The sequence below is a fragment of the Vreelandella sp. L-15 genome, assembly GCF_056857635.1.
Map to the genome: position 1 here is coordinate 19,829 of NZ_JBSXNN010000062.1, position 18,137 is coordinate 37,965.

At 55.0% G+C, this 18,137-nt stretch carries 18 protein-coding genes and 1 tRNA gene; 10 read left to right on the forward strand and 9 right to left on the reverse strand.

Translation table 11 applies throughout. The features are described from left to right. From AC13CY_RS09070 to gloB, 4 genes are all read right to left on the reverse strand, one after another. Entirely contained in the window at nucleotides 1–1,074 is a 1,074-nt protein-coding gene (locus AC13CY_RS09070; RefSeq protein WP_483052476.1) for a microcin C ABC transporter permease YejB, read from the reverse strand. 80 nt (nucleotides 1,075–1,154) lie between these two features. Beyond that, complete coding sequence (locus AC13CY_RS09075; protein WP_172514481.1) at nucleotides 1,155–3,026, reverse strand: extracellular solute-binding protein; 1,872 nt, start codon at nucleotides 3,024–3,026, stop codon at nucleotides 1,155–1,157. A gap of 92 nt (nucleotides 3,027–3,118) precedes the next feature. Next, entirely contained in the window at nucleotides 3,119–4,345 is a 1,227-nt protein-coding gene (locus tag AC13CY_RS09080) for a transglycosylase SLT domain-containing protein (protein WP_228168454.1), read from the reverse strand. 30 nt (nucleotides 4,346–4,375) lie between these two features. After that, nucleotides 4,376–5,143 (reverse strand): hydroxyacylglutathione hydrolase, encoded by a 768-nt coding sequence (gene gloB / locus AC13CY_RS09085; RefSeq protein ID WP_074210562.1) that lies wholly within the window; start codon nucleotides 5,141–5,143, stop codon nucleotides 4,376–4,378. A gap of 99 nt (nucleotides 5,144–5,242) precedes the next feature. Between gloB and AC13CY_RS09090 the strand changes: the two genes are divergently transcribed. The 4 genes from AC13CY_RS09090 to nudC are packed head-to-tail and all read left to right on the forward strand — an operon-like array spanning nucleotide 5,243 to nucleotide 8,015. After that, nucleotides 5,243–6,040, forward strand: coding sequence for a class I SAM-dependent methyltransferase (locus tag AC13CY_RS09090; RefSeq protein ID WP_228168453.1), 798 nt, complete (start codon nucleotides 5,243–5,245; stop codon nucleotides 6,038–6,040). Further along, the gene (gene rnhA / locus AC13CY_RS09095; protein WP_058577914.1) at nucleotides 6,033–6,518 is read left to right on the forward strand and encodes a ribonuclease HI; all 486 of its coding nucleotides are present in this window, start codon (nucleotides 6,033–6,035) and stop codon (nucleotides 6,516–6,518) included. Before AC13CY_RS09090 ends, rnhA begins: the two co-directional genes overlap by 8 nt. After that, nucleotides 6,500–7,249, forward strand: coding sequence for a DNA polymerase III subunit epsilon (gene dnaQ, locus AC13CY_RS09100; RefSeq protein WP_348664866.1), 750 nt, complete (start codon nucleotides 6,500–6,502; stop codon nucleotides 7,247–7,249). The genes rnhA and dnaQ overlap by 19 nt, the downstream gene beginning before the upstream one ends. Then, entirely contained in the window at nucleotides 7,242–8,015 is a 774-nt protein-coding gene (nudC, locus tag AC13CY_RS09105) for an NAD(+) diphosphatase (protein ID WP_348664865.1), read from the forward strand. The genes dnaQ and nudC overlap by 8 nt, the downstream gene beginning before the upstream one ends. A gap of 10 nt (nucleotides 8,016–8,025) precedes the next feature. Here nudC and AC13CY_RS09110 read toward each other — a convergent pair whose 3' ends face one another. Then, a complete protein-coding gene (locus tag AC13CY_RS09110; protein WP_074210567.1) occupies nucleotides 8,026–8,337 on the reverse strand; it encodes an SCP2 sterol-binding domain-containing protein in 312 nt (103 codons plus the stop codon). 170 nt (nucleotides 8,338–8,507) lie between these two features. On the opposite strand from AC13CY_RS09110, the gene sohB reads away from it, so the two are divergent. Then, on the forward strand, nucleotides 8,508–9,557 hold the full coding sequence (gene sohB, locus AC13CY_RS09115; RefSeq protein ID WP_074210568.1) for a protease SohB: 1,050 nt from the start codon (nucleotides 8,508–8,510) through the stop codon (nucleotides 9,555–9,557). Between the two features lie 48 nt (nucleotides 9,558–9,605). Here the strand turns inward: sohB and AC13CY_RS09120 are convergent, their stop codons facing one another. Continuing rightward, a complete protein-coding gene (locus AC13CY_RS09120) occupies nucleotides 9,606–9,926 on the reverse strand; it encodes an ArsR/SmtB family transcription factor (protein WP_089674480.1) in 321 nt (106 codons plus the stop codon). Nucleotides 9,927–10,177: 251 nt separating this feature from the next. On the opposite strand from AC13CY_RS09120, the gene AC13CY_RS09125 reads away from it, so the two are divergent. The 3 genes from AC13CY_RS09125 to AC13CY_RS09135 all read left to right on the forward strand — a co-directional run bounded on the left by AC13CY_RS09125 (nucleotide 10,178) and on the right by AC13CY_RS09135 (nucleotide 13,802). Further along, nucleotides 10,178–12,145, forward strand: a complete 1,968-nt coding sequence (locus tag AC13CY_RS09125; RefSeq protein WP_390624438.1) for a propionyl-CoA synthetase — start codon at nucleotides 10,178–10,180, stop codon at nucleotides 12,143–12,145. 168 nt (nucleotides 12,146–12,313) lie between these two features. Then, complete coding sequence (locus tag AC13CY_RS09130) at nucleotides 12,314–12,982, forward strand: 7-cyano-7-deazaguanine/7-aminomethyl-7-deazaguanine transporter (RefSeq protein WP_483052477.1); 669 nt, start codon at nucleotides 12,314–12,316, stop codon at nucleotides 12,980–12,982. A 16-nt stretch (nucleotides 12,983–12,998) separates the two neighbouring features. Then, complete coding sequence (locus AC13CY_RS09135) at nucleotides 12,999–13,802, forward strand: alpha/beta fold hydrolase (RefSeq protein ID WP_483052478.1); 804 nt, start codon at nucleotides 12,999–13,001, stop codon at nucleotides 13,800–13,802. Nucleotides 13,803–13,816: 14 nt separating this feature from the next. On the opposite strand, the gene AC13CY_RS09140 is transcribed toward AC13CY_RS09135, so the two are convergent. Continuing rightward, complete coding sequence (locus tag AC13CY_RS09140; RefSeq protein WP_062361169.1) at nucleotides 13,817–14,974, reverse strand: ABC transporter substrate-binding protein; 1,158 nt, start codon at nucleotides 14,972–14,974, stop codon at nucleotides 13,817–13,819. Nucleotides 14,975–15,121: 147 nt separating this feature from the next. Here AC13CY_RS09140 and AC13CY_RS09145 point away from each other — a divergent pair, with 147 nt between their 5' ends. Further along, nucleotides 15,122–16,828, forward strand: a complete 1,707-nt coding sequence (locus AC13CY_RS09145) for a potassium/proton antiporter (RefSeq protein ID WP_054641126.1) — start codon at nucleotides 15,122–15,124, stop codon at nucleotides 16,826–16,828. Between the two features lie 58 nt (nucleotides 16,829–16,886). Continuing rightward, a tRNA-Ser gene (locus AC13CY_RS09150) sits at nucleotides 16,887–16,977 on the forward strand. A 555-nt stretch (nucleotides 16,978–17,532) separates the two neighbouring features. Here the strand turns inward: AC13CY_RS09150 and AC13CY_RS09155 are convergent. Together AC13CY_RS09155 and AC13CY_RS09160 are read right to left on the reverse strand one after the other, a co-directional pair. Continuing rightward, nucleotides 17,533–17,805: a BrnA antitoxin family protein gene (locus tag AC13CY_RS09155; protein WP_162217297.1), complete on the reverse strand. Its 273-nt coding sequence runs from the start codon at nucleotides 17,803–17,805 to the stop codon at nucleotides 17,533–17,535. Further along, a complete protein-coding gene (locus tag AC13CY_RS09160; protein ID WP_044629137.1) occupies nucleotides 17,783–18,058 on the reverse strand; it encodes a BrnT family toxin in 276 nt (91 codons plus the stop codon). Before AC13CY_RS09160 ends, AC13CY_RS09155 begins: the two co-directional genes overlap by 23 nt. Between the last annotated feature and the right edge of the window lie 79 nt (nucleotides 18,059–18,137).

An 18,137-nucleotide genomic window follows, 5' to 3' on the forward strand; every position in this document is an offset into this window, starting at 1 on the left:
TTAAGACTCCCTCGACGCGAAATCGATACGCGGATCAACCCACACATAGGTTAAGTCCGAGATCAGTTTGAGCAGCAGCCCGATGACGGTATAGAGAAACAGCGTACCGAAGATTACCGGATAGTCACGCTGCACGACCGCTTCAAAGCCCAGCAGGCCCAGCCCATCCAGGGAGAAAATCACCTCGATCAGCAGCGCGCCGGTAAAGAAAATACCGATCATTGCCGAGGGCAGACCCGCGATAATAATTAGCATGGCATTGCGAAAGACGTGCCCATACAGCACGCGCTGCTCATCGGCGCCTTTGGCTCGGGCAGTGAGTACATACTGCTTATGGATTTCATCCAGAAAGCTATTTTTGGTTAGCATGGTGAGGGTGGCGAAGCTACCAATGGCCGCCGCGATAACCGGCAGGGTGATGTGCCAGAAGTAGTCTTTCACTTTGCCCCAAGCGGATAGCTCGGCAAAATCCGGCGAGGTCAGCCCGCGTAGCGGGAACCAGTCCAGGTAGGTGCCGCCAGCAAACAGTACGATTAGTAGAATGGCGAACAGAAAACCAGGAATCGCATACCCGACAATGACCAGCCCCGATGTCCATACGTCGAAGCGTGAACCGTGGCGCAGGGCTTTACGAATGCCTAACGGAATGGAAATCACATAGACCAGCAGGGTGGTCCATAAACCGAGGGAGATCGACACCGGCAGCCGCTCGATCATCAGGTCAATCACCGGCCTGTCTCTAAAAAAGCTGGTGCCGAAATCCAAGGTGAGATAGTCCGCCATCATGCCGATGAAGCGTTCATGGGCAGGCTTATCAAAGCCAAACTGCTGCTCCAACTGTTCGATAAAGCGCGGGTCGATACCGCGCGCCCCGCGGGAGTCATCGTTGATCTGTACATCGGCACCGCCCATATCCAGCCGTGTGCTGGCCATGGCGTTAGCGCCTTCAAAACGCGCCAGCATTTGGTCAATCGGCCCGCCGGGGGCGGCTTGCACAATCATGAAGTTAAGCAGCATGATCCCGAACAGAGTCGGGATCATTAGTAGCAGTCGGCGTAGGGTATAACGTGCCACAGTGCACTCCACGAAATGATGTAAACAGGCTATTGTTGTGAGCGATTGTGATAAACGAAGGTCAGCCGCAACGACAAACGCTAGCGGCGACGATTACGTCGCTGCAGCGCTGCTTCACGTTCGCTATCTACCCACCAGGCATCTAAATCCATGGCGTAGGCGGGAAATGGTTCCGGGTAACCAAACTTATCCCATACTGCAATGCGTGTCTCGCCGGAGTGATAGTGGGGGATCACATAAAAGCCCCAGCGCAGCACCCTATCAAGGGCGCGGGTAGCGGTATCCAGCGACTCGCGGTCTTCTGCCCGAATGATCTCTTCCACCAGGGCATCAACGGCGGGGTGGGCCAGTGCCATCCGATTGCGGCTTTGCGGCGCTTCGGCGGCGGCGCTGGTCCAGTAGTCCCGCTGTTCGTTACCGGGGTTATTGGATTGCGGGAAGTGGCTGATCACTATGTCGTAGTCATAATCCCGTACGCGGTTAAGGTACTGGTTGATATCGACAATGCGTAGGGAGGTCTGGATACCCAAGCGCGCCATGTTCCGCAGCATGGGCTGCACAACGCGCTCTAAGCCTGAGTCGTAAAGCAGTACCTCCAGCGAGAGTGGGCGGCCTTCGGCATTAACCAGTACGCCATCATCGACGCGGTAACCCGCTTCACGCAGAAGCTCAAGCGCTAGCCTTAAGCGTTCACGAAGCTCCACCGGATGCTCAATGGGGAGTGGATCAGTGAAAAGTCGCTCTGACTGATGAGATGCCAGCAGCTCATCACGAAACGGTTCGAGCAACGCCAGCTCAGCCTCGGAGGGTTCGCCGATGGCTTCCATTTCCGAGTTTTGGAAGAAGCTCTCCGTGCGAGCGTAGGTGTTATAGAAAATATTGGTGTTTAACCAGGGGAAGTCGAACGTCAGGCTCAAGGCTTCACGCACCCGTGGGTCTTGAAATTTCTCTTCGCGGAGATTGAAGACAAACGCCTGCATCATCGACGGGTTTACATCAGGAACGGTGATGCGCTTAATCAGGCCATCTTGGTAGGCGGGAAAGTTGTAGCCAATGGCCCAGGTGGCTGCGCGGGCATCAATACGGAAATCTGTTAACCCGGCTTTAAACGCCTCCCAGGCGATATCCCGGTCTCGATAGTATTCGTATACCACGCGGTCGATGTTGTAACGGCCGACGTTGACCGGCAGATCTTTGCCCCAGTAGTTCTCGTTGCGCTGGTACACAATGCGCCGCCCTGGATCCACTTCGCTTATCCGGTAGGGGCCGGAACCTGGGTGTGCTTCCAGGGTTGGGGCGCTAAAGTCGCGGGGTTCCCAATAGTGGCGGGGAAGAATGGGGAGCTGGGCCACAATCAGCGGCAGCTCCCGAGACTCGGTATCGTTGAACTCGAAGCGTACCTGATGTTCGTTTATAGCGATGACTCGCTCAACGCCCGCATAATAGCTGGCATAGAAGGGGTTACCCTCTTCACGTAGCAAGTCAAAGGAGAATACTACGTCGTAGGCAGTGACCGGCTCGCCATCCTGAAAGCGGGCTTCCTCACGTAGGTCGAACTCAATCCAGCGGCGCTCAGGATCCAGGCGCACGCCTTTCGCTAGTAAGCCATAAAGGCTAAACGGCTCATTGGGGTTGCTGGCCATCAGCGTGTCATAAATTTGAGAAATGCCGGTGGCGGGCGTTCCGCGAATAATAAAAGGATTGGTGGAATCGAAGCTACCGCCTACGGCGGTGTGTGTAATGGAGCCGCCTTTGGGAGCTTGCGGATTAACGTGGGGAAAGTAGGCGAAATCTTCCGGCAATTCCGGGCTATCGTAAAGCGATAGCCCATGCACCGTTTCAACAGCAGTAGTGGTGGTGTCAACGGTCTCATCTGAAGCAGATAGCGACAAACTCAGCAGCAAGCCGCTTATTAGCAAAAGCGTTTTAGTGAACATCACACCACGTGGCATTGGCAACTTCCTGTAGTAACAAAACCTAGGTGAACACCTTGCAAAGCCTTAATTCTAAACTACTGATCTGATGCGTTAGTAGCCAAAGAGTATTAACGACCAGAGAGCGACAGCAGCTGTCCTGGCTGCAGTGCTTCCGGGCGATCTATAGCATTCCACCTGATTAAGTCTTGCTGATCAAGATTATACTGCGCGGCAATGGCGGAAAGATTGTCGCCTCTTTCAACGCGGTGCACGGCAGGCGTGCTGGCTGAGGCCAGCGCAGTATCGTCTGATTGCGAAAGCTGAGCTAATACCTGAGTATCAACTTCTTCAGGCACTAGAAGCGTCTGTGCACTGCGTGGGTCGAGGCTGCCATTCAGCAGGCCAGGATTTAGCTCGGCCAGCGCGGACTGGCTGACATCCAACAACTGGGAGGCTTGGGCTAAGCTCACCGGCTGTTCCAATTGAACTTTCGCAAACGCGGGGTCTGGATGGATATCCGGCAGGCTGACACCGTACTTCTCGGGATCATTAATAATCGTCGCAATTGCCTTGAGCTTAGGCACGTATTGCATGGTTTCGTGGGGGAGGGAAAGATCCCAGTATTTGCCATCCAACCCTTGGCTCTGTGCTTGGCGCTGAGCCCGGTTCACGGTACCGGCACCAGCATTGTAGGCTGCCAGTGATAGCATCAGGTCCCCTTCGTACCACTGGTCTGCCTGCATCTCTAGATAATCCAGAGCGGCTTCTGTCGAAGTCACTACATCCAAACGGCCATCATAGTTGCCGTTACGCACCAGCCCTAAGGCATCGCCGGTGCCTGGCATAAACTGCCACAGGCCAGCAGCACCTAAGTGACTGCGCGCACTGGGGTCGAACGAGCTTTCAACGAAAGGAATCAGGGCAATTTCGCCGGGCAGACCGCGGTCGCTGACCTGCTGCGCAATCCAGGCAAGCCAAGGGGTGGCGCGCTCGGTAATAGCCGCGATGTTATGCGGGCTGGAGCGGTAGTACTCAATCCACTCATCGACTCTAGCCTGAGCATCGGCAGGCAATTTTTTTTCCTGCCATTGGAAGCTTGAGCGTAGTGAACTCCAGGCATCCTGGGGTTCAAGCACAAGGGCTTCCCAGAAGTGGTGATGCAACGCAGTAGGCTGAAAACGATTGGCATTTTTCTGGTTGCCGTCGTCCATCGATGCGTCATTAACAGGGGTATAGGTGCGGTTTGTGTCAGTGGCAGAGGCTTGAGAGTTTGCCGCTGCGGCCAGAAAAAGGCCCATTATTACGGTACTGCCAGCGCTTAACAGTAAGCGCTGGCGAATCGTTCGATAGGTCATAGTTTGGTTCGTTTCTATTCGATAGCGTTCTTAAAAACGGTTCTTCCACTCCCGTAGAGTGGTGAACGTGGCGAGGTCATCATCGTTTGCCCCCTGAGAGCCTGCCGCTTGGCGCACGCTATCGGTGCCCACGCGCAGGTAGGGGTTGATTTTCAGCTCGCGTCCTATCGTGCTGGGTAAAGTAGGCCGGTCTAACATCCGTGCCTTCTCACACTCCTGCAGTGCATGCGTAACAGCATCATTATCAGGGTCGGCAGCACGTGCAAACGTCAGGTTCGCCTGCGTGTATTCATGTGCTGCAAAGACCAGGGTATCTTCAGGTAGTTCCGCAAAGCGGTTCAATGAAGTAAACATCTGCTCTGGGGTGCCTTCAAACAAGCGTCCGCAACCGGCGCAAAATAGCGTGTCGCCGCAGAAAAGCAGGCCAGGAATACCCGGCGTAAAGTAGCTAATGTGATCAAGCGTATGGCCAGGAGTGGCCATAACTTCAAACAGGCGCCCCATAATGCGTACTTGGTCCCCTTCGCCCACTCGCTCATCAATTCCTTTGATGCTGGGGTTGTCAGGACCAATCACACGGGGTGAATAGCGCTTGGCTAGCGCATCTAGTCCGCCAGTGTGGTCCTGATGATGATGAGTAATCAGAATGGTATCCAGAGTGAGCGATTCACGCTCGAGGAACTCGATGACAGGCGCGGCTTCACCGGGGTCCACCACGCAAACACTTTGACTGGTATCCTGTCTTAATAGCCAAATATAGTTATCGCTTAGGGCAGGAATCGGTGTCACGCTCAGCATGGGCGAGATCCTTTAAGGTTCAAAATGACGGGCTGTGCGCGCGGAAGCTAGGCGCATAACGACGTTAAAAAGACGTTACTGTGGAGGGAAGCGCTGTTTATGTCAAATTCGCCAAAGGCCACCAGCCTCGCCCAGCGCATGACCAACGCGCAGGCGTACTGGCAAACAGAGGCAGGACGCGCGCTATGGGAAACCCAGCGGGCCTGCCTTGGCCCGGTGGTTGAGGGCCGTAAGGGCAGGCATAGCCTAGAGATGGGTATGGGGCCGGCATTAATGACAATGTCAGCAATCGCTCACCCGATTCGCTGGGCACCCAGCCTTGCGTTGGAAGACAGCGACTCGACGTTGGTATGCCCACCGGATCGTTTGGCGCTCCCCGACTGTTGCCTCGATACCGTTGTCATTCATCACTGGTTAGAACATCTTTCCGATGCGCACTACACGCTGCAAGAGGCCGCGCGCGTTACGGCGGATAATGGCGTGTTGGTACTGTTTGGCTTTAACCCGCTAGGCTTGAACGGGCTGACCCAGCGCTGGCGCAAGCAGCAGGCAGACTTCCCTTGGAGCGGCCATTGGCGCTCTGCGAGCCGGCTCAAGGATTGGCTGGCGTTTGTCGATTTTGAGGTGGAGCGCGTAGACTATTGCTGCTTTCGTGGCCCGATGAGCACCGCCTGCGGAGAGCGCTGGGAGGCGTTAGGGCGTCGGCATAATCTTCCTCTGGGCGAAAGTTATATGATTCAAGCGCAGCGTCGCCAGCGCCATGCACCGGTTCAGCGTGTGAAATTTGGGTTACGCGCGCCTGTGTCGCCCTCATCGTTAGGGGCCACACGCACGGGTGCGCCTATGCGGTATCCGGCAGGTCAACGTCGTCTAAAAAAGGATAGTGAACGTGAGTAAGCAAGCCGCCGAGGGGCTGCCCCGTGTGACGGTATATACCGATGGGGCCTGCCGAGGTAATCCAGGCCCGGGTGGCTGGGGGGTGGTGCTGGAAAGCGGCCCTCATCAGAAAACCTTAAAAGGCTATGAAGCAGATACGACCAATAATCGTATGGAGCTAATGGCTGCCATCATGGCACTGCGAACCCTCAATAAGCCTTGCGAAGTGGCGCTATGGACCGACTCACAATACGTGCGCCAGGGCATTACCCAGTGGATCCATAATTGGATTAAGCGCGGTTGGAAAACGGCGTCCAAGCAGCCCGTGAAAAATGCTGAGCTCTGGAAGACCCTCCACGAAGAAACCCAGCGGCATCAAGTAGAGTGGCACTGGGTAAAAGGGCACAGTGGTCATCCTGGTAATGAGCGTGCAGATGAGTTGGCTAATGAAGCCATCGATGAACACCAGAGGAGAGCGGCATGCGCCAAGTCATCCTAGATACGGAAACCACCGGCATTGACCCCAAAGATGGCCACCGACTGGTAGAGATCGGTGCCGTCGAGATGATTAATCGACGCTTTACCGGGCGCACCTACCACCAGTACATCAACCCAGAGCGCCACATCGACGCGGAAGTGGTCGCGGTACACGGCATTGACGATGCCAAAGTGGCTAATGAACCGGTCTTTGCCGAGATCGCAGATGAGTTCTGGGCGTTTATTGAAGGGGCCGAGCTGGTTATCCATAACGCGCCTTTTGATGTCGGCTTTATTGACCATGAGCTAGGCATGCTCAATAAGCGCCGCCAGGCACCCGCGTTAGGCCCGGTGCGAGATCACTGCCGTATTCTGGATACGCTAGTCATGGCACGGGAGATGCACCCAGGCCAGCGTAATAGCCTGGATGCGCTGTGTAAGCGCTACGACATCGATAATGGTCACCGGGTACTTCACGGCGCACTGTTGGATGCCGAGATTCTTGCTGATGTTTACCTAGCAATGACCGGCGGCCAAACGGCGCTAACGTTAGATGCAGAAAGTGGTGGTGACAAAAAACAGCAAAATCAGGCGAGCGAAGGGCTTTCAATACAGCGCCTCTCGCTAACCCCAGGCCAACTTCGGGTGGTGAGGCCAACTGCTGAAGAGCACGCCGCTCATCAAGCCAAATGCGAAGCGCATCAGTTGCGCTGGTTTCAAGAATCGTTAGACGGTACAGCTGCCGATGCTTAAACGTGAGATTCCCCATCATGCTAGAGAAGGGCGGGTGATCCGCGTTTCTCGTAGCCATATTGCGCCAGCGCCATTAACCGGAGAGCTAGGCCCGCTCCAGCCGTTTCAGCCCTGGAACGAACACATGCAGCCGCTGTGCTACTGGCACGATGAGCCCGTGGCGCTGCTGGTGGAGAATAAGCCGGGCGATGACTGGATTGACGGACGCCAGTGGCTTGGGGAACTGCCTGCCTCTTGGTTTGGTCTGCTCTCGACTGCATTACAGGTCGGTGCTTGGCTAGAGAACCACCGGTTTTGTGGCCGCTGTGGTGAAAAGGCCACCAAGCTTGAAGCAGAGTTTGCGATGCACTGTTATGCCTGCGGACATCGCAACTACCCGCGTATTTCGCCCTGTATCATCACCCTGGTAACCAGTGGTGAAGCGATGCTGCTAGCCCGTAGCCCGCGTTTTCCACCTGGGCGTTACTCTACTTTGGCAGGGTTTATTGAGCCTGGGGAGTCGGCGGAAGAGGCCGTGCATCGAGAGATATTTGAAGAGGTGGGCGTGCATGTGGACCAACTGCGTTACCACCATAGTCAGGCGTGGCCTTTTCCGCATTCGCTGATGTTTGGCTTTTTTGCCGAAGCCACCACGCGGCGCATCAAAATTGATGGCGTAGAAATTAGTGACGCCGCGTGGTTTTCACCGCGGCAGCTGCCGTCGCTGCCGCCGCCTTACACAATTTCGCGTGACTTAATTGAAACCCACCTGGCGCGATGGCGCTAGCAGGGCAGGCTTACTGGCTGGGGAACAAGCTGGTGAGCTTAGTCGCCAGCATTACGTTGCCGGTGGCTTTAAGCTTGCCAGTCATAAAGGCTGTCATGCCGTTAATGTCACCGTTCATAATCCCTTTTAGCGTGTCGGTGCTCATGCTTAGGCTGACCGACGGATCATCGTGTTCGCCTTCGTGTACCCCGAGTGTGCCGTCCTGAATATCCAGATAGTGGCTACCGGCGTCAGAAAAATGAAACTGGAAAACCTCGTTCATACCTTTTGCAGCCTCTGGGTTAAAGCGGGACTGCAACTTTTCAATCGTAGTGGATGACATAGGTAAGTTCCTAAGCGTTAATGGGAAACATCAGGTAATGCCTAAGACGAGACTATTTCAAACATTTGTTTTAATCAAGCCTCGTGTGCAACGTATGTAGAGTATGCGTGCCAGATAGTAAAAAAAGGTAATTGTTTTAAACGTTTAAACACCGTAATAGGAGAGTGACAATGGCTGAATGGCTCGCAGAAATGGGCACATTCTTACTGCAAACAACCCTGGTAATGTTGGCGGCTGGCCTGCTGGTTTTACTGGTGCCGCGTGGTAAAGAGAGCAACGAACATGGCCTAAAACTGCATGTTGAATCTCTGAATGATCAGCGCCGAGCGCGTAACCGGCGGTTACGTGTCACCACAACTGCCCAGGGGGCGCGTAAAAAACTGGTTAAAGCGTTTCGCCACGAAGAGAAAGCTCGGCAAAAGGCGGCCAAGAAAGACAAGAGCGAGGCCCAAAACGCCCAACAAAAAGTATGGGTGCTGGATTTCCATGGCGATATTAAAGCCTCGCAAGCCGAGCAATTCGCCCAAGAGGTATCGGCGGTGATTGAGGTGGCCAGCACTGATAATGAAGTCATTGTGCGTTTGGAATCAGCAGGTGGTCTGGTACACGCCTATGGCTTAGCCGCTGCTCAATTGGACCGGCTGCGAGAGGCGGGGCTCACCACCACGGTATGCATCGACAAAGTGGCCGCCAGCGGTGGATACATGATGGCCTGTACCGCCAGCCACATTAAAGCCGCCCCGTTTGCGGTGATTGGCTCTATTGGCGTGGTCGCCCAGGTGCCCAATATTCATCGCCTTCTCAAACGCAACGATATCGATGTTGAGCTACTTACTGCCGGTAAATATAAGCGCACGTTGACCGTACTTGGGGAAAACACCCAAGAAGGGCGTGAGAAATTTATCGATGACCTAGAAAACACCCACCACCTATTTAAAACTTACGTGGCTAAGCACCGGCCCGACATGGATATTGAAAAACTTGCCACCGGAGAGATTTGGTACGGCAGTGAAGCGTTAGAGCAGAAGCTGGTGGATAGCGTGGGAACCAGCGAGGCCTATTTAGTAGAGCGTATCGCCCAAGCCCAGGTGTATCGTGTGAAGCTAGAGCCGCCGAAAACCATTAGCCGCAAAGTCGGGCTAGCGATATCGGCGGGCGTGGAGCATGCCATGGTGAAGGCTCTGGGCGTGATCGACGCGGCGGGCTGGCAACGTCGTTAGATTCGCTTGAACAGCGAGTGCTAAGTAGCCAAGACTGAGTGCCCAATACTAGGCAGCATAGTGTTGCGCCAGGGTGTTAATAATTGCCTTGGCGCTTTCGCTGCTGAGTGAATAATAGATGGTTTGAGACTCCCGCCGCGTATTGACCAACTGGTCGCGACGCAAAATCGCCAAGTGCTGAGAAAGCGCCGACTGGCTCAATGAAAGCTGCTGATTAATTTGCGTTACCGACAGCTCTTTTTCTGCCAACAAACACAGGATCTGTAGGCGTTTTTCATTCGCCAACGCTTTGAGCAGGTTAGCGCCTGCCTCAATGGCATGACAGTTATGTTCCAGAAGACGTGCAGCGGCGCTAGTAGAAGCAGACATGAGGATCTCCTTGCCTACACTGTAGTGACAGCGTTGTTATAGATTATGTAGCCATCGTCGCGTCGCGAGGATTGGGTTGTTTAATGATCAGTAATTTAGCGGTTTTTGTCCAAATATGGGTTTAACGCTCTATCAATGGTAGTGAGGGCTTTTTTGTCGACAATGCCTGCGTTTGGCTACGGCTTTGGTCGCGTTTTATCCCATAGTATGAGGGTGAGATTGATGGTTACTTTATAAAGTGTCAACAATCCATCTTTGCTTCGAAGATGCTTATCAACCGACACAATAATCACAAGGTCACCATGAGCCTCTATCAGCGCACCTACCAGCACTCTATTGAGCATCCTGAGACTTTCTGGGTCGAGCAGGCCAAAAAGCTGCCTTGGTACACGCCGCCTAGCACCATCCTTACCTATGACGACCAGCAGCACGCTCGCTGGTTTGGCGATGGCGAACTGAATATTTGCTATGCCGCCATTGACTACCACGTTGAGCAAGGGCGCGGTGATCAACCCGCCATTTATTGGGACTCACCGGTTACTCAATCCAAGCAAACCATTAGCTACCTTGAGCTACGCGACCGGGTGGCGCGGTTTGCTGGCGGTCTTGCCAAGATGGGGGTAACCAAAGGCGACCGTGTCATTATTTATATGCCCATGGTGCCTGAGGCGCTGATTGCCATGTACGCCTGCGCCCGTTTAGGCGCGGTGCACTCGGTAGTGTTTGGCGGCTTTGCGCCCCACGAGCTGGCAGCTCGCATTGAAGATGCCGAACCGAAAGTAGTGATTGCTGCTTCCTGTGGAGTCGAAGTTGATAAAGTGCTGCCCTATAAGCCCATTGTCGAAAAAGCTATCTCGCTGAGCAGCTTCAAGCCAGATGCTTGCGTGGTATTTCAGCGCGCAGCGCATCGTGCAGAGTTACAACCCAGCGATGTGGACTGGCACGAGCTGGTGGCGGATGCTCCCTTTGTGGATTGCGTACCCGTGAAAGCCACCGACCCGCTGTATGTGCTCTATACCTCCGGCACTACTGGCAAGCCCAAAGGCGTGGTGCGAGACACTGGCGGCTATGCGGTCGCCTTGGCCTATTCGATGGAAGTGATTTACGACCTTAATCCAGGCGATGTGATGTTTACCGCTTCGGATGTGGGCTGGGTAGTAGGGCACTCCTATATCGTTTACGCGCCGCTGCTGCGCGGTTGCACCACGGTAGTATATGAAGGTAAACCGGTGAAAACACCGGATGCAGGGGCGTTTTGGCGTTTGATTGATGAGTACAAAGTGAAGAGTTTTTTCACCGCCCCAACAGCGTTTCGGGCCATCAAAAAAGAGGACCCTGAGGCCAAGCAGCTAGAAAAGTACGATATTAGCAGCCTGCAGCACTTATATGTTGCTGGTGAGCGCTTAGATCCACCGACTTTTCATTGGTTGGATGACCTGCTCGATGTGCCGGTCATCGACCACTGGTGGCAAACTGAAACCGGCTGGCCGATTGCCGCCAACTTGCCGGGCATTGAAGCAGCGGCCACTAAAGCAGGCTCTGCTACTTACCCTGTGCCTGGTTTCAACGTGCAGATTTTGGACCGCGACGGCGAACAAGCGCCCGCCATGCAGCAAGGCAGCGTCGTCATCAAGCAGCCGCTGCCGCCGGGGTGTTTGGTGGGTGTCTGGCGTGATCCGCAGCGCTTTCACAGTGCCTACATGGCCGCTTACCCTGGCTATTACCTAACCGGCGACGGCGGCTACTTTGATGAGGAGGGCTACCTGTTCATCATGGGGCGCACCGATGATGTGATTAACGTAGCGGGTCATCGCCTTTCTACCGGTGAGATGGAAGAAGTAGTAGGCGCGCATCCGGCAGTGGCGGAATGTGCGGTAATCGGCATTCATGATGAACTAAAAGGGCAGCTACCAGTGGGGCTAGTGATTCCCAAAGATGGCTTTAACGGCGACGAAGCAACCCTGGAAGCAGAACTGATTGAGCGCATGCGTGAACATATCGGCCCCATCGCCTGTTTTAAGCAGGTGCTGGTAGTGAACCGGTTGCCCAAAACCCGCTCGGGCAAGATACTGCGCAAACTGCTGCGCAATATCGCCGATGGAAAACCCTTCGGCATTCCCTCTACCATTGATGACCCCACTAGTTTGGAAGATGTACATGCCGCGATGCGTGAACGCAACGTGGGTGCTGCCGATCAAGCAACCTCCACCGATAGCTAATAAGCATCTTCTCTGCCACGCTCAAACCACGCACAAAGCCGCCCAACCCCATGAGCGGCTTTGTGCGTTTGCCGTGAGGAACGCGTATAATGCGCGCCCCAGTGGCGCTCAACGCGCTTTTTCGAGGGTTCCCTAACCCCTCTATCAACCAAAAAAAGGCCAATCTGTATGTTTGCTTTAACCGACGCTCAGCATCGCCGTTGCCTCATGGTAATGGTCGCCTTCCATATCGCCATCATTGCTGCCAGTAACTATCTGGTGCAGCTACCGTTTACGCTGTTTGGGTTTCATACCACCTGGGGTGCGTTCAGCTTTCCGTTTATCTTTCTAGCCACCGACTTAACGGTGCGCCTATTTGGTAAAGGGCCAGCCCGCACGATTATCCTACGCGTGATGTTTCCGGCGCTGTTGGTGTCTTACGTGGTGTCAGTGATCTTCCCACGCGGCAGCTTTGCCGGCATTGAGGCACTCGGCGAGTGGAACCTGTTTGTTGCCCGCATTGCAGTTGCCAGCTTCCTTGCTTACGTATTGGGGCAACTGCTCGATGTGCAGGTGTTTGACCGCCTGCGCCAGTGGGCGTGGTGGGTCGCACCTGTGTGCTCGACCATTGTGGGCAATCTTGCCGATACGTTTGCCTTCTTTGCCACCGCCTTCTATAACAGTCCTGACCCCTTTATGGCTCAGCACTGGGTAGAAATTGCTGCCGTTGACTACGCCATTAAGCTGGGCATTAGCCTGCTGTTCTTCCTGCCCCTCTATGGCCTGCTGCTCGCATGGCTAACGCGTCGTTTGGTGGTATGGACAGGGCAGGGCGATGCTGCGCCGCGAACCGCTTAACCGATAAGGAAATAGCATGACCGACAATGTCCCCGTGGATCTTTACGCGATTGACCTGCCTGCTGACGCCGACACGGATAGCCAGCCGCTGGTCGTGATTCATGGCTTGCTCGGCAGTGCCGATAATTGGCGCTCGCATTTGAAAGTATGGCAGCGCAAGCGCCGGGTAGTGGCGGTGGACCTGCGTAATCACGGACGCTCCCCACACGCAGAAGGCATGAGCTATAGCGCCATGAGCCAGGATGTGCTGGCAGCGTTAGATAAGCTGGGTATTGAGCAAGCGCATATTTTAGGCCACTCCATGGGCGGCAAGGTAGCCATTACGCTGGCGCGCCAAGCGCCGCAGCGTTGCCTCTCGCTAATGGTGGCCGATATTGCCCCGGTGGCCTATCAGCACGGCCATGACGATGTGTTTGCTGCCCTGGAGCAAGTACGAAAAGGCAAGCCAACCGATCGCCGCGAAGCAGACGCCCTGCTAGCAGAGCACGTCGATTCGCGCCCTACGCGGCTGTTTTTGGCCACCAACCTCGTGCGCGATGAGCAGGGCATTATGGGCGTGCGGGTTGGCCTGGATGAAATCCAACGCGGCTACGAGGCCATTATCGGTGAGCCCGATGGTGATTCCCCGTTTGAAGGCGCGACGCTGGTACTGCGCGGTGCCAATTCCCACTACGTGAGCGACGATATGCTGCCAGCGCTGCGTGAAGTGCTGCCTCGGGCGCGGCTGGTCACCCTCAAAAACGCTGGCCACTGGCTGCATGCCGACCAGCCTGATGCGTTTCAGCAAGCGATCGACGCCTTTATAGCGGCGCAATCGTAATTACGGCGTGCGGGTTAGCGCTCCATCAGTAAGTGGGGGTTCACCGCCAGCCGCGTGACGGGAATTGAATTTTCTGTGACGCCCGCACTCTGCAAGTAGCTTTCAAACGCCGCATAGCGCCGCTCGTCTAGTGCCGCAGGGCTTAACGCAACGCGGCGGAGCAGGTCATCCCACGCCTCTTGATTGATGGGGTTATCCAGTACGGGGTGTGTTGTGACCAGCAGCGTCCAGGCTTCTTCAGGGTGCTCAATCATCCAGTTGCTGGCCTCTTCCAGAGCGATTAGCACCCGCGACCAGGTGGTGGCCTGACGAGCAACGGAGTCGCTATTGGCTAATAGAATCAGCCCATCGTGGCGCGGGATATCGATGTCGCTGTAGCGCACGGTATGAGTGACGATGCCATCGGAGGCGAGCTGCTGGGGTAGCGTATGAAAAAAACCATCCGCCACGGCGTCTACTCTGCTCGAACGTAGTGCATCGGCGGCATCAAAATGGACGCTTTCAGGCGCAACGAAGTCATCGACTTGGCGCACTGAACGGGGCAGAAGTTGTTCCACTAACACATCACGCCCCTCGCGGGTGGAATAACCGTAGTGTAAATCGGCTAGGGCGTCGGCAACCGCTGCGGGTGCTGGCGCTTCACCTGACACGATCACTGCATTTAACGGTGTTTCTATCAGCGTGGCGATGCGTGTAATTGGCGCGCCATCGTGGGCATGTAAATGTAGCAGCGGCTGGCGGGTGAGCGCTAAATCAACTTCTCCGGCCGCCAGCAGCTTAATCGCAATGGATGGGTCGGCTGGGGTTAATAGCTCGATTTCAAGCCCTTGGGCAGCAAACAGGGCCCGCTCTTTCGCCACGATGAGGGCGGCATGCTGGGGGCTTAAGTACCAATCTAGCATCAGCGTTAGCTGTTTCAGTGGCGGCGGATCGAGAGGGGGCGGGGGAATCACCGCCATACTGGGCGCTTCTTCAGGTACTTCAGCTGCGCTGTTATCGCCTGCGGGCCACAGCCCTTCAGGAAGCGCTACATCGCTTTCTAAAGAAAGAGGGGCGTCGAGGTTTCCTGAATCACGCTCTTCGTTTGCGTAAGTTGCTGAAAATGAAAATAATAAAAAAAAGAACAGTGACAGTGCTAGAAATGAACGTTCACGCCAAAAAGCGTTCAACATAACCTCAACTCCCGATGGTAGGACGGCGGAGTTTAGCTGTCAGGCAAAGCATCTGGCTAGTCCCTTGCATAAACCTAGCGAACACGCTCAGTAAATTCAGCAACGATATGCAATAATAGAACGGCATTAATGTAGAGATGGAGAGACATGGACGCAATTTATACGTTCTTCCTAGTGGGTGGTTCCCTAATGGCGCTCAGCATCCTCGCGAGTCGTCTCTCTTCCATGGTGGGCGTACCGATACTGCTGATTTTCTTGGGCCTCGGGATGTTGGCCGGAGAGGAAGGCCTGCTAGGCGTCGAGTTCGATGACTATTCCATGGCCTTTACGATCGGCCATCTAGCGCTCGCCATGATTCTGCTCGATGGTGGGTTGCGCACGCGTCTCAAAACATTCCGAGTCGGGTTTCGTCCTGCGCTCTCTCTGGCGACGTTCGGTGTCTTCATTACCAGCGCCATCGTCGGCGTCATTGCCATGTGGGTATTTGATCTCTCCTTGGTGCAAGGGCTGCTGGTAGGTGCCATCGTCGGGTCTACCGATGCTGCGGCGGTCTTCTCCATGTTAAGCGGACGGGGAGTGAACCTTAACGAACGGGTAGGGGCGACGCTGGAAATCGAATCGGGTACCAACGACCCGATGGCGATCTTTCTAACACTGATGCTGGTAGAGCTGCTGGTCGGTGACATCGGCGCTGTCAGCGAAACGTTGCTGTTCTTCGTTTCTCAGTTTGGTATTGGGTTGGCCGTCGGCATTGGGGGCGGATGGCTTAGCGCTAAACTGCTCCGCTGGCTGGACTTGGCACCTGGTCTTTATGCCATGCTGGCGCTGGCACTTGGCTTTAGCGTGTTCGGGTTGACCAGCGTGCTGGGAGGCAGCGGCTTTTTAGCGATTTATCTAGCGGGCCTGATGATTGGTAATCAGCCAGGCCGCCACCTCAATTTCATCCTGCCCGTACACGATGGTTTGGCCTGGTTGAGCCAAATTGGCTTGTTCTTGGTGCTGGGATTGCTGGTGACGCCCAGCGAGCTTTGGGACGTGGCCCTGCCCGCTGGCTTCGTTGCGTTGGCGTTGATCTTCGTTGCTCGCCCGCTGGCCGTCTTGATTAGCATTAAACCCTTTTTCAAATTCCGTTGGCGCGAAACCCTCTTCATTGCCTGGGTCGGCCTGCGCGGAGCCGTTCCGATCGTGCTCGCCATTTTTCCAGTGATTGGCGGAGTCGAAAACGCGTCGCTCTACTTTAATGTCGCCTTTGCGGTGGTGCTGATGTCGCTGCTGATTCAAGGCGGCTCTCTCACCCTCATGGCCCGCTGGCTGAAAGTAGAAGTACCCGCGGGTACCATGCCCAACCGTCGCGGTCCACTGGGCATCCTGCCGGAAAACGATTTTGAAATGTTCGTCTACACGGTAGAAAACCAGGACTTGGACGATGTGCCTATCCGGCTGCTGCGGTTTCCCTCCGGCGCCTTGATCTCGGCGTTGTTCCGCAACCATGTCATGCTCCACCCCAAAGGCAGCACCCGACTGAAACTGGGGGATGTGGTCTGCGTGATTGGTCGCAGTGAAGACCTGGTGGCCCTGAATCGCTTGTTCAATGGCGATGCCAAGCTCAAGCAAGAGCGCGCCTTCTTTGGCACCTTTACTTTGGACGGCAACGCCCAAATGCAAGACATCGCTCAAGCCTACGGCTTGACTCTGAGCCCCGGCGAGCAGGAGATGACCCTGGCCGAGTTCGTCTCTCTGCGGGTAGGCGGCCACCCAGTGGTGGGGGACGACGTGGACTGGCACGGCATTCACTGGGTCGTCAGTGAAATGGAAGGCGGCGACATTACCCGGGTAGGCTTAAGGCTCTACTAATTTATTCAAAAGGCGTTGACTTACAAGGAGAAGCTGTTAGTATACGCACCCATAAGCCGGAGGGATGGCAGAGCGGTTGAATGCACCGGTCTTGAAAACCGGCATAGGTTAATAGCCTATCCAGGGTTCGAATCCCTGTCCCTCCGCCATTATCAAAAAAGCCCGTGAGTCAATGACTTACGGGCTTTGATTTTTTGTATTCTAACCACTTTTTCTAACCATTTTTTGAGAGCTATTCTCAGGTAGTTATACTGGATAGATTTCCAGTTTCATGGTGAAAAGTCGGTTCCCCTCCTGACCTTCTTTCTAGCCTTTCATTCTGCTGGGCACCTAACCGATATGGGCCGCCGCGCTGTAGCGAGCGCCACCGATCCCGCCGCTAGTCAGCCGACACGCCCCGCCGAACTCCCGCTGGGGGTAGTGCGCGCGGGTGACAAGTAGTGCTGAAATTAATGTGAGCGAGCCGCACCGGGTGCGGTTGATTGTTGTTGTTTAGCCGAAGCCTCACGCATTCGACGCTGTGGAGGTGGTGGCCATAGCCAGCCGTAAAAGGTGACGATCCGCACCTTTTACGCTGAAACGATGGGTAACGCATTGATTTGGCGTAATTGTGTCACTGAGACACCTTTTACGCTGGCACCGTAGGCAACATATTGATTTAGCGTAATTCCTTCAGAGAGTCGGAATTACAGCCACACGCTACCTTAGCGGCTGTGGCTGTGCTCTTGAATGTAAGTCTTTAGCGCCTGATCTATGCGCCGTTGCCAGCCTTCCCCTTGCGCTTTGAAGTGCTCGATCACTTCCGGAGATAAGCGGATGGAGGTCTTTACCTTGGTGGGTGCCTGCTGGCGGCCACGCTGACCAATGGCGCGTTGTAGGTTAGTGGGCAACACCTCAGACATAGGGCGCATCTGCTTAACGTCCTGGTCTGTGAGTTCTCTTACTTCACCGTCTTTATTCGTGAGCCGCGTTTTCATAGCGCCTTACCTCCCGTGTGTTGGCTTTCCTCAGGCTGATAACCCGTATGCCGCCTTCAATGGGCGTAAAGCACACCACGTGTACCCTTTGCCCGATCTTGCCCAACCCGATGAAGCGCTGTTCTGGATAGTCATAGCGGTCATCTTCATGGAATAGCGCGCCGTCCCAGTCAAAGCGTTCAACCGCTGTGAAAGGTAAGCCGCGCTCCTCCTCATTGCGAGCGCTTTTGTTCGGGTCAAAGTCGATTATCATGTTATTTAATTGTATGGACAAAAAGAGAGAAAGGAAAGTTCTATCTAGCTGGCGCTAGGGTCATAGCTACGCCGTTGTT

Coding starts and splice junctions, on each gene's coding strand:
- AC13CY_RS09110 (WP_074210567.1), bottom strand. CDS start 8,337: ATGTCATCCACTACGATTGAAAAGTTGCAGTCCCGCTTTAACCCAGAG.
- gloB (WP_074210562.1), bottom strand. CDS start 5,143: ATGCTGAGCGTGACACCGATTCCTGCCCTAAGCGATAACTATATTTGG.
- dnaQ (WP_348664866.1), top strand. CDS start 6,500: ATGCGCCAAGTCATCCTAGATACGGAAACCACCGGCATTGACCCCAAA.
- AC13CY_RS09090 (WP_228168453.1), top strand. CDS start 5,243: ATGTCAAATTCGCCAAAGGCCACCAGCCTCGCCCAGCGCATGACCAAC.
- AC13CY_RS09080 (WP_228168454.1), bottom strand. CDS start 4,345: ATGACCTATCGAACGATTCGCCAGCGCTTACTGTTAAGCGCTGGCAGT.
- AC13CY_RS09155 (WP_162217297.1), bottom strand. CDS start 17,805: ATGAAAACGCGGCTCACGAATAAAGACGGTGAAGTAAGAGAACTCACA.
- AC13CY_RS09145 (WP_054641126.1), top strand. CDS start 15,122: ATGGACGCAATTTATACGTTCTTCCTAGTGGGTGGTTCCCTAATGGCG.
- AC13CY_RS09140 (WP_062361169.1), bottom strand. CDS start 14,974: ATGTTGAACGCTTTTTGGCGTGAACGTTCATTTCTAGCACTGTCACTG.
- AC13CY_RS09135 (WP_483052478.1), top strand. CDS start 12,999: ATGACCGACAATGTCCCCGTGGATCTTTACGCGATTGACCTGCCTGCT.
- AC13CY_RS09120 (WP_089674480.1), bottom strand. CDS start 9,926: ATGTCTGCTTCTACTAGCGCCGCTGCACGTCTTCTGGAACATAACTGT.
- AC13CY_RS09130 (WP_483052477.1), top strand. CDS start 12,314: ATGTTTGCTTTAACCGACGCTCAGCATCGCCGTTGCCTCATGGTAATG.
- AC13CY_RS09075 (WP_172514481.1), bottom strand. CDS start 3,026: ATGCCACGTGGTGTGATGTTCACTAAAACGCTTTTGCTAATAAGCGGC.
- AC13CY_RS09160 (WP_044629137.1), bottom strand. CDS start 18,058: ATGATAATCGACTTTGACCCGAACAAAAGCGCTCGCAATGAGGAGGAG.
- nudC (WP_348664865.1), top strand. CDS start 7,242: ATGCTTAAACGTGAGATTCCCCATCATGCTAGAGAAGGGCGGGTGATC.
- sohB (WP_074210568.1), top strand. CDS start 8,508: ATGGCTGAATGGCTCGCAGAAATGGGCACATTCTTACTGCAAACAACC.